At 68.6% G+C, this 10268-nt stretch carries 7 protein-coding genes and 1 pseudogene; 4 read left to right on the top strand and 4 right to left on the bottom strand.

Features of this window, described 5'->3' with window-relative positions; genetic code table 11:
* Positions 1-117 precede the first annotated feature (117 nt).
* Positions 118-324 carry a hypothetical protein gene (locus tag ACIO9K_RS37790; RefSeq protein WP_400336441.1) on the top strand — a complete coding sequence of 69 codons (207 nt, stop codon included), beginning with the start codon at positions 118-120 and terminating at the stop codon, positions 322-324.
* A gap of 233 nt (positions 325-557) precedes the next feature.
* On the opposite strand, the gene ACIO9K_RS37785 is transcribed toward ACIO9K_RS37790, so the two are convergent.
* Positions 558-809: a ribosomal protein L7/L12 gene (locus ACIO9K_RS37785; protein ID WP_400336439.1), complete on the bottom strand. Its 252-nt coding sequence runs from the start codon at positions 807-809 to the stop codon at positions 558-560.
* Between the two features lie 298 nt (positions 810-1107).
* The gene (locus ACIO9K_RS37780; protein ID WP_400336437.1) at positions 1108-1257 is read right to left on the bottom strand and encodes a hypothetical protein; all 150 of its coding nucleotides are present in this window, start codon (positions 1255-1257) and stop codon (positions 1108-1110) included.
* A gap of 112 nt (positions 1258-1369) precedes the next feature.
* Here ACIO9K_RS37780 and ACIO9K_RS37775 point away from each other — a divergent pair, with 112 nt between their 5' ends.
* Positions 1370-1651 carry a hypothetical protein gene (locus ACIO9K_RS37775; protein ID WP_400336435.1) on the top strand — a complete coding sequence of 94 codons (282 nt, stop codon included), beginning with the start codon at positions 1370-1372 and terminating at the stop codon, positions 1649-1651.
* Positions 1652-2332: 681 nt separating this feature from the next.
* On the opposite strand, the gene ACIO9K_RS37770 is transcribed toward ACIO9K_RS37775, so the two are convergent.
* Positions 2333-4129, bottom strand: coding sequence for a trypsin-like serine protease (locus tag ACIO9K_RS37770; protein ID WP_400336433.1), 1797 nt, complete (start codon positions 4127-4129; stop codon positions 2333-2335).
* A 211-nt stretch (positions 4130-4340) separates the two neighbouring features.
* Positions 4341-4874 carry a hypothetical protein gene (locus tag ACIO9K_RS37765; RefSeq protein ID WP_400336431.1) on the bottom strand — a complete coding sequence of 178 codons (534 nt, stop codon included), beginning with the start codon at positions 4872-4874 and terminating at the stop codon, positions 4341-4343.
* Positions 4875-5216: 342 nt separating this feature from the next.
* On the opposite strand from ACIO9K_RS37765, the gene ACIO9K_RS37760 reads away from it, so the two are divergent.
* Both ACIO9K_RS37760 and ACIO9K_RS37755 read left to right on the top strand, forming a co-directional pair.
* Complete coding sequence (locus tag ACIO9K_RS37760) at positions 5217-9272, top strand: polymorphic toxin-type HINT domain-containing protein (protein ID WP_400336429.1); 4056 nt, start codon at positions 5217-5219, stop codon at positions 9270-9272.
* A 554-nt stretch (positions 9273-9826) separates the two neighbouring features.
* Positions 9827-9949: pseudogene (locus ACIO9K_RS37755) on the top strand (IS5/IS1182 family transposase); the annotation flags it as partial.
* Positions 9950-10268 lie beyond the last annotated feature (319 nt).

The raw sequence follows: 10268 nt of genomic DNA, 5'->3' as shown, positions 1-10268 counted from the left end.
CCGAGGAGTTCGAAGCCATGTACTACTGTTCGTTGAACACCCCGAACGCCGCATAGATCACACAATCCGGCCTCTACGAAACTCGGGGCAGCTCAGCTGCCGCTCATCGGCCTCAAGATGGAACGCAAGCTTGTCCAGGTCACGGCCACCGACGACCTCGACGCCCTCCACACCGACCTGCGACGCAGCGGTGCGCAGTACCTCGCGCTCGATCCGTCCAACTGGCGGGACGGCGAGATCGCCAAGGCGGTCAACACGGACCCCGCCCGGTTCCACCTGATCAGCGGGAAGGACCTGGTCCGCGTCTACGCCGTCAACGGCTAAATGTGCACCCGTCGCAGCCTGGTTGGGATCTTCCGCTTGCGTCGTTCATAGGGCGCCTGGCCGCCGAGAGCACCGCGCGGGCGGTGGTAGTCGCCGCAGTCCTCCCGCTCTCGGAGCTTGTTACGCCATTCCCCTCGTAGCGTGGAGTCGCGACCAGCGGCGACATCGAAGGCGTTGTTGGCGCCTCCCGGAATCGGCCCTGCCCGCGCCTCCGTGAAAGCGGTCTGTGGGCGCTACTGCTGCCGCACCTCAGCGTGGGCTCCTGCCTCGAGGAGTTCACGTACGACGACTTCAGCCATCTCGCGCGGCACGTCTTCGAGAATGGTGGCCGGCACGCGGCTGATGAGGGACTTGCTGCGCCATAGGCTCAGCCCGGTTCGCCGGTGAAGCAGCTTCACGACCTCGATGGAATAGGGCCCGGGGTCGGTCAGCACTACCGCATTGAGTACCTCGTCGCAGATCAGCCAGACGTACTCGTCCGCCATCATGACTCCTCGGGCTGCGGGCCGGACAGCAGCATAGAACCGCGCGTGTAGTGATGGGGCGGGCTCGGGTCGAGGTCCGGTAGTCGTGCTCCTCGAGCCCGGCGGACCGTCGCAACCGCCGCGAACTACGCCGCCCGGCCGTGGAAGCAGCGCGCCGCCTCCACGGCACCCGGACAGACAGGACCCGCCCGTCCGCGCCCGGCCGGGCGTCGTCCAGCGCGGGCGGCACAATGCTCAGTGCCGCGATCGCCCCCAGGCCCGCAGGCCGGCAGAGAAGCCGGCCGCCCTGTCGGCGTGGTCACTTCCCGTTCTCGGGCCGGCCTGCCGTGACCGTGTAGAGGCCGCGCCCGGGCCGCTGCGCGCGGCCGTCCCTGGCGAGGCGTTCCAGCCTGGTGCGGAGCGCGTTGATGTTCCCTTCGAGGGCGTCCAGCCCCAGCAGGTCGAGCACCTCGCGGGCGCGCAGCGGCTTCCCCGCCTTCGATAGAACCCCCAGGACGCTGTCCGCGTCCGTTACCTGTCGGCGGCGGCCCTCCGTCGGCGCGGTCGCCTCAACGGGGGTCTTGCCACCGGAGGGTGCCGCCTTCGCCCGGGTCGCCTCCTTGGCCGTGGCCGTCCGCTTCGTCGCGGCCTTGGGCCGGGTGCTGTCCTTCGCCGTCGTCTTCCGGGTGGTCTTCCTTGCGGCGGGTGCCGAGGCCTGTTCCTTCCGCGGGGGAACGGGGGTGGCCGTCTTCGCCGCGCCCGCCCTCGTGGCGGCGGCCTTCTTCTTCGCGGCCGTTCTCTTCCCTGTGCGGACCGCCGCAGTGGCAGGCCCGCTCGGTGCCGGTCACCGGTCGTCACAGTGAATCTACGGCTCACCGGCGGGCCTTGCGGGGATACCTCACCACAAGGAGTGCGACTTCCCACGCGCCGGTGTCGGCTCGATGCCGTGGCCAGCCGGCGCTGTACGGCACGGCGCACCCCTGCCCGAAAGCCGTGAACGTGGCCTGCGGCCCTTGGGGCTGCACAAACGAGTGGCTCCGCTCCGCGACCGGTGGTGACGCTGCGTTCTCACCGGCCACGGAACAGAGCCGTTCACTGGACAGGCCCCGATCCTTCGTGCGTGACGTTCGTGAGGCCTCCTTGCCAGCCCGGCCGTCCCACCTCAACCGGGTGGCGCCGGACGGCTTCCACGTTCAGACTTGGGATGAACGTGCAGTTCAGGTGCCGTAGTGAGTGGCCGTCAAGGTTGAACTCGCCACGTCGACAACCTCTCCTTTCCCATCCTGTCCTTGGCGGTCTGGCAGCCGCCGGACCGGATGGGCGGCGGCTCGGGTTGCCGCGCCTGCGGTGGGCCTTGCTTCCTCTCATGTCTGGCCGCTGCCGGTGGCGTGCGAGGAAGACGGGCGCGGGCGGGACCGGACGGTCGTCCGGTCCCGCCCGCGCCATGCCTGGCCGCTGCCAGAGGGGCGTGCGCCCGCAGTGGGGCTGCCTGTGCGGGCGCACTGTGCTGTCGCGGCCTGGTCGGCTGGTGTGGTGGGTTTGGGTCAGCCGGTGATGGCGAAGGTCCAGCCGGGCATGGTTTCCCAGGTGAGCCACTGGTTGTTCTGGTAGGTGGCGCGGGACATGGTGCCGTTGGTGCCGGTGGCGAAGAGTTCGAGGGTGTTGATGTAGGCGTTGTAGGTGGCGGAGGGGGTGCCGGAGAACTTCCAGTCGCTGATGGTGCTCCAGTCGGCCCAGGTCTTGGTCTTGTTGTCCCAGTAGTTGTGGCCGAGTTCGCCGGTGTTGCGGACGGCGAAGAGTTCGACGGAGTTGGCGGCGGGGTTGTAGACGGCGGTGGGGGTGCCGTTGAACTGCCAGCCGCCCATGGTGGTGATGTCGGACCAGCGGGCGCCGTTGAGGCTGTAGGCGTGGGCCATCGTGTTGTTGGTGGTGGTGATGAAGACCTCGGCGCTGTTGTTGGCCGGGTTCACGACGGCGGTGGGGCTGCCGGTCACGGCCTGGCCGCCGATGGTGCCCCAGTCGCTCCAGGTCTTGGCCTTGTTGTCCCAGTAGAGGTGGCCGAGTTCGTTGCGGCTGCTGGTGGCGAAGAGTTCGACGGCGTCGGTGGCGGGGTTGTAGAGGGTGGTGGGGGTGCCGGTGAACTGCCAGCTGCCCAGGCCCCGGACATCGTCCCAGCGGGCGCCGTTGGTGCTGTAGGAGTGGGCCATGTAGCCGTTCGTGTCCAGGGTGAACACCTCGGCGGTCTGGTTCGAGGGGTTGAACACGGCGACCGGGTTGGCCTTGAGCTTGAGGGCACTGGGGACAACATTCCAGCCGACCCACGTCCTGGTGCCCGGGTCCCAGTAGTTGTGGCCGAGCTCGCCGGTCTTGCCGATGGCGAACAGCTCGAGAGCCTTGGTGGCGGGGTTGTAGATAGTCGCGGGGATGCCGCTGAACTGCCAGTCCCCCAGCGCTGTCCAGCCGGTCCAGCCCTGGCCCTCGGTGTTGGAGGCGTGGGCGAGAACGCCGTCGGTGCCCAGGGCGAAGATCTCGGCGGTCTTGGTGTCCGGGTTGTACACGGAGTTGACGACCGCGGAGGAGTAGTCGACCTTGGTGCCCCACGTGGAGACGGTCTGCTGGACCCAGCCGGCGAGGTCGTCGACCCGGCTGGAGGAAGCACCGGTACGGGTCTCGGTCTCGCCGAGGCAACCGCCCTGCCAGGAACGGGAGGCCACCGCGACGAGCTCGGCCCTGCCGTTCTTCTCACGGATCGCGGGAGCGCCGGTGTCGCCCTTGCAGATCGCCGCGCCGCCCGTACCGGTGGTGCCGATAGCGGACGCGGTGACCGTGTCGAGGGTGAAGGCCCCCGCGTGGAGCTTGTTCGACACCCACTCGTCCTTGGTCCGGCCGTAGCCGGGAACCCGAAGGTTCTCGCCGGCGGTCGGTACGGCGGTCGCGACGGGCAGCGTCGCGACGCCGGTGACAGGGGTGGCAAGGCGCGCCATGACCAGGTCGCGGTCCCGACGGGTCACGATTTCGGCCACGTCGACCGTCTTGTCGCCGACGGTCGCGGTGGTCTTCCACTTGGGGGTACCCGCGGTCAGGGCCTGCGGCTGCGCGGGGTCGTCGGCGAAGCAGGACGCGGCGGTGATCACCCAGTACCGGTCGACCAGCGCGCCGGTGCAGGCGCGCACGTTGTCGCCGATCGCCAGACGGGCGGTGTAGGCGTAGGAGCCGTTGGCGGCGGGGTCGCCGGGGACGGCGCCGGCCGGTGCGGCGGAGAGCGTGGTGAGCGCGCCGGCGGTGACGGCGGTGGTGAGGAGCGCGGTCTTCCAGGAAGTACGCGCGGTGGTGCCAGACAAGAGTTCAGTCCTTGAGGATTGTTGGGGGAGTCCCGGAGTGGCCGTGTCGCGGGCGCGGACAGCGCGCTGGGCGTACCGATGGTGGTGGCTGGTGCGTTCGGGCTGCATCACGTTGGCGGACATATCCGGCGCTGGAAGGTGACCGGCGTGCCGGGTGTTGCGGTGGTGTCTCAGCGCCGGGCGGCGGCAGGGGATGCGGGCAGCGGATTGGTCAGCCGGTGACGCGCAGCTCGACGAGGACGGCGCGCTTGCCGCCAGGGAAGCCGTCGCCGACGGGTGCGTACGAGTTTGCGCCGATGTCGACCTTCTTTTCCTGCTCGGCGGCGACGACTCGGGCGGTGACGGAGCGGTCCTCGGTCCAGATTATGTATACGTCCGGTACCTCCATGGCGAGGTAGCCGGTCTTGCCGGTGACGGTGAAGCAGTAGCCGGCCTTGTCGAGGCGGGACTCGACGAAGATCTCGTTCGACGCCTGGCAGTCGGTCGGGATGCTGTTGCCCGGGCCTTCCTTCAGACGGATGTGCCCGTCGCCCTGCTTAAGAGAGACTTTCCGGTCCTTGAGGAGGCGTTCGGCTCCGGGGTGCTGGAAGTCCTCGATGGCGGAGGGAATGGCGGAGGCCGCGAGGGCAGCGGCGGAGGGCTGTGGGGCGGCCTGGGCGGCCGTGAGGGACGCGAATCCGATGCCTGCGGTCAGGGTGGCGACAGCGGCGGCCAGGACGGCCTTCCGGGAACGGGATATCAGCAAGATGGGGGTCCTTCGCTCCTGAGGTGACGCCAGGGCGGCGGCCCGCCCTGCGCACGTGTGATGACTTAGTAAAGCATGCGTAAGATATCAGCAATCATCTGCCAAAAGATCTATCTCTGATCTCTGCAAGATCATTTCTCGGCGGATGATGACGATTCATTCCGCGACCACATTCCATGATCACTTGGCCCTCTCTCGCACTGGCATACACGGTGGCCTTCCGTTGTGCCTGTCTGCGCAATGTCGAGGCGTCGGGTGGTTCGGTCGCGAGATGACACCCCCCCTTGAGAGGAATGGATTGTGAAACACCCCTCGCGCTCCGTGGGAGCGCCGGGAACCGCCATGACGCCCCTGCGTGGGAGAAGCCGGATAGCGGGCCTGCGCGGTGCGTGCGCACTTCTGTTGCCAGCGGCGCTCGCGGCCGGCCTGCTCGGCACGGCACCCGTATTCGCGGCGACACCCGCTCCTGACGTGGCGCCATCCGCCGTAGTGGACCGCGGCTACGTCCTCACGCTGTGGACGATCGGCGGGCCCGGGGTGAAGGCGGCGGCCGAGGCCGCACTAACCGGTTCGGACGAGGACGTCAAGCGGTTCCTCGGGGTCCAAAAGGACATCGAGCGGTACCACGATGACCGCGTTACAGCCGTACAGATGCTCAGCCTCGGCGATGTGAGTGTGCGCGAGGCCGCCACCAAGGCGTTGAAGGGCTCCGAGGACGACCTGCGCGCCTTCCTCAAGGACGGCTGGCAGACCCCGTTGGAGCAGGACCGGCGGGTCCGGACCGTACAGCTCCTCGCCACCGGAGGCGTGAGCGTCAAGGAGCAGGCCACCGCGGCGCTCAAGGGCACGCCCGAAGACGTGAAGAAGTTCCTCGAGCAGGGCCAGTACGACGCCCAGGAGATCGACAATCGCGTCCGGGTGACACAGCTACTCGCGACTGGCGGCCCGGCGATGAGGGAGGCGGCCAAGGTCGCCTTGCGCAACGGCACGCCCGCCGACGTCGTCGAGTTCCTGGAGGTGGGTCAGTTCGTGGCCCGCGCCCGGGACCAGGAACGCGCCACCATCTCACAGCTAGCCGACCAGGCCGAGCAGGCCGGCGCCCAGGCCGAGGCCGCCAAGGACGCCGCCAAGACCGCCTCCGCACGCGCGGTCGACGAATCCCGGGCAGCCAAGGAGAACGCGCAGGAAGCGGCCAAGGAGACCGAGGCAGCGGGCAAGGACCTGGCCCGCGCCGCAGAAGCAGCCGGACGAGCCGCGGACGCGGCCCAGGGCGCCGCGGCCGCCTCCCAGCAGGCGGTCTCCGCCGCCGGCGCCGCCAACCAGGCCTCCCGTATCGCCGCCAGTGCCGCAGCGCAGGCCGCCAGCGCCGCGTCCGGTGCGGCTCTGGCCGCGTCCAACGCCCGCAGGGCGGCTAGCGCCGCCGCCTCCGACGCCGGCAAGGCCGCCGAGGCTCGCCAGCGGGCCGAGGAGGCACGCAACGCGGCCAAGGATGCCGAGCGCGCCGCGCAGGCTGCCGAGCGTGCCGGTGACGCCTCGAAGGCTGCGGGCGAAGCATCGGACGCTGCCAAGAGCGCCGGCGGCAACGCCAACGCCGCCGCCGACTCCGCGGAGAAGGCCGCCCGCCTGGCGAAGGCCGCCGGGGCCGGCTCCAACCGTGCGCAGGCCGCAGCCGAGCAGGCCCGCCGTCACGCCAGGGAGGCCGACCGGGCCGCGAACGCCTCTGCGGCACTGGCCCGCCAGTCCGCCGAGGCCGCCTACCAGGCACGCGACGCCGCCCGCTCCGCCGCCACGCACGCTGAGAACGCCGCCACCGCTGCGGACAACGCCGCCCAGCACGCGGGCGCCTCCGCCGGCGCGGCCGCCGAGGCCACCCGCCAGGCGGAGGAAGCCAGGAAGGCCGCGAGCACAGCGAGCGAGGCCGTCAAGACCGCCGGCGGCGTCTACGAGATCGCGCGCAAGACCGAGGCCGAAGACCTCGCCGCCCGAACCGCCGCCTCCGTCGAGGTCGCCCGCGACCTGAAGGCCGACGACGACGAGGTCACCGCAGGCATCGGCACTATGCTCGGCGACTGGCAGGCCCAGGACCGGGAGGCCGCCGCTTTGACGGCAGAGGCCGCCCGCCCCGACGTGGACCCCAAGGCACTCGCCGCCAAGGGTCGCAAAGCCGCATTCACGGCCATGAAGACCGGCGGCCCCTGGAGCCAGGAAGCCGCCGCCAACGCCCTCTCCAGTACGGACGACACCATCCTGGACTGGCTGCGGGCCGGCCGCGACAAGGCGGAGCGGGACGACATGCGCCAGAGCGTGCGCGAGATCGCCCAGGACAGCCCCGACGAGGCCGTGCGCACCGCAGCCGCCCAGGCACTGAAGGGCGACGACGACCAGGTCAAGGCGTTCTACACCGCTGGCCAGTACGAGGCCGCGGTCATCGACAACCGTGTCCGCGCGGTCCAGCTGATGGCCACCGGCGGTACCAGCGTCAAGGAGGCCGCTGAGAAGGCCCTGCGGGACGGTTCCCCCAAGGCCGTCACTGCCTTCCTGACGGCTGGCCAGCACACCGCCCGCCAGATCGATGAGCGGGTCCAGTCCACCCAACTGCTCGCGAGCGGCGGACCTGAGGTCCAGGCCGCGGCCAAGTTCGCGCTGTCCGGCACGCCCGAGCTCGTCCACGACTTCCTGACAACCGGCCAGTACATGGCCGACCGCAAGGACCAGCTCGCCACCACCCACGCCGCGCAGATGCGCCGCCTGATCGCCGAAGCGTCCCAGACTGCGGCGAAGGCCCAGCAGGACGCCTGGGAGGCCACCGAGGCCGCAGCCGTGGCGAGCAACGCATCTGGCGAGGCCGACAACGCCCGCAACCAGGCCCAGGCCTCCGCCGCCCAGGCCGCCCAGTACGCCGCGACCGCGAAGACCTCCGCCAAGGACGCCGAAGCCGCCGCCACCCGAGCAACCAAATCCGCCGCCACCGCCCGCAACGCCGCCCAGGCCGCCACACGCGATGCAGGCAAGGCCGCAGCCTCTGCCGCCCGGGCCCGGGTTTCCGCCAACCAGGCACTCGGATCCGCCGAAGCGGCCCGCACGGCCGCGTCGCAGGCCCGAGCCTCGGCGGTCGCGGCCGGCAAGGACGCCACGCAGGCGAAGCAGGCTGAGGACGAGGCCTGGGGCTTTGTCGCGGAGAAGAAGATCCAGGAACGCGAAGCCGCACTGAAGGCTGAGGAAGCGGGCATCCAGGCCGAGGCCAAGAAGGTCGAGGAGGAAGCCAAGCAGGAGTTCGAAAGGGTACTCAGGGAACATCTGGAGCAGGTTGCGAAGGACGCGAAGGGTCAGGAGAAGAACACCTGCCACAGCGGTGGCGCGTTCAGCCCCGGAGCCACGACGGCGTGCGTCTTCATGAAGGGAGGGAACAAGGCCGTAGTCATCGATACCAACGAGGAGTTCAATAAGGGCCTGATGCAGTTCTTCAAATCAGCTGCCGGCGTGGATAGCTTCGAAGAGTGCATCAAGCAGAAGAACGTCAGTGCCTGTGCAGAAATCGCCGCAGGGGCCTTCCCCGCTGGAAAGGTCCTCAAGCTCCGCGCGATCGCAAAGCAGGCAAAAACTGTCGAGGATGCGGCCAAGGCGTCACGACTCAACCGCTTCGAGAACACGCTCAAGGCATGCCTGCGGAGGAACAGCTTCCCTGCCGGTACTCGGGTTCTGATGGCGGATGGATCAACCCTGCCGATTGAGCAGGTGAGGGTCGGCGACTACGTTCGGGCGACAGATCCAGAATCTGGCGAAACCACCTCCCACCGCGTCGATGCCACCATCTATACACCCGACGACCGCGAATTCACCGACCTCACTATCGCGTCGGCGGGCGCTACGGTCGGCACGATTACCTCCACTGACCGGCACCCGTTCTGGTCGGAGAATCACGGCTGGCGAAACGCCGCTGACCTCGCGGCCGGCGATCTCGTGCGCACGGACACCGGTCAGCCAGCACAGATCACCAACACCAAGAAGTGGGCTTCCGCCCAGCCCGCCTACAACCTCACCGTCAACACCGTCCACACGTACTATGTGCTCGCCGGAAGCATTCCGGTGCTGGTTCACAACGCTTCATGGTGCACTGACGAGGAGCGCATCGAGGACGCCGCAGATATCGCCAGCGGGCATGCCGGAGGAAAGCACGCACTCGAATTCCCAGGCCTGTCGGTAGACGATCTTCACAAGCTCACGGAGAGCGTAATGAAGAATCCTGCGCGAACCAAGGAACTGGGAAGCGGCCGGAAGGCGTTCCTCGGAAAGGACGGCACAACCATCGTCATCCATGACCCGATGCACCCGGATGGCGGTACCGTGTTCCGCCGAAACCCGGAAACGCTGGAAGAATATTGGAGTACGCTGAATTGATGCAACAACTTGACGCCACAGCGCGAAGCTTGCTTGACCAGAGCGAAATTGAACTCTTGGGACGAGCGCTCCTGGAATGGGGTGGGCCGGCTTGGTGCAGTGACCGACTCGCTGCCGGTATGGGCTTCGAGAACGTACAGGACCTGCTCGATCAATGCCGAAGGCTTCGGTCTGCACTCAAGGATGACTCCCCAATCGCCCCGGCGGACTGGGCTCGCATCCTCCTGGCCGTTGAAATCGTCTTCGTAAGCGACCTCATGGGTTCCGGCGTCGAATGGCCGACGACCACGGGACTCAGCGATGAGTCGACTATCAGGACACTTCGGTCGATCCAGCGGAAGCTGGCCAGTACCGTTCGCCCCTACTACGGAAAGACTCCAGGCATCGGCGGAGAATAAGCAATCCGCCAGGACAGCCTCCCTGACGGGCACTGACGGACTGCCTCTCCGTCTGGCTATCATTACGTTTGGACGCTGGAGCCCCACGAGATTCTCGTGGGGCTCCAGCTGCAGATCGTCCCGGCAGGCGCTGGAATAGCTCCTCGGCTCCCGTCGCACCTCACGGTCAAGACGGTCAGCCGACCCAAGGACGCGAAGGGGTTCGTGGTCCTGCCCCGGCGCTGGGTGGTCGAGCGAAGTCACGCCTGGGTGATGCAGGCCCGCCGGCACGCCCGCGACTCGGCGATGCCTTCCCCCGGCATCCGGCCCTCCACCGGCGGGCGTCGGGCCTGGGCGCAACTGCGCGGCCCGGGGCCGGGGCGGCGGCAGCCAGCCCTTGGCGCGCAGCCTGGTGACCGCCTGGTGGTGGGCCAGCCGCAGCTGATGCTGCTGGCCGTCTGTAGGTTCCGCGATTGAGTGTCCAATTGCGCGGCGTTGAGCTGGGGTTTCGTTCGAGTCCGCGTTAGGGCGCGTATTCGGTCGTGATCAATCTGTGTGATTCACCTTCGCGGCGGGTCCTGATCCGGTAGACCGTGGTGTGTGACGCGAGCGCAACTGA

Origin of the sequence: Kitasatospora sp. NPDC087271, assembly GCF_044744605.1 — a bacterium.
In the GTDB taxonomy this organism is placed as follows: domain Bacteria; phylum Actinomycetota; class Actinomycetes; order Streptomycetales; family Streptomycetaceae; genus Kitasatospora.
Note: the sequence above shows the minus strand (reverse complement) of the source record. Positions and strands in the feature narration are given on the sequence as shown.

What these genes read in the sequence shown, in the direction of transcription:
- ACIO9K_RS37790 (WP_400336441.1), top strand. Translation starts at nt 118, where the DNA reads ATGGAACGCAAGCTTGTCCAGGTCACGGCCACCGACGACCTCGACGCC.
- ACIO9K_RS37760 (WP_400336429.1), top strand. Translation starts at nt 5,217, where the DNA reads ATGACGCCCCTGCGTGGGAGAAGCCGGATAGCGGGCCTGCGCGGTGCG.
- ACIO9K_RS37785 (WP_400336439.1), bottom strand. Translation starts at nt 809, where the DNA reads ATGGCGGACGAGTACGTCTGGCTGATCTGCGACGAGGTACTCAATGCG.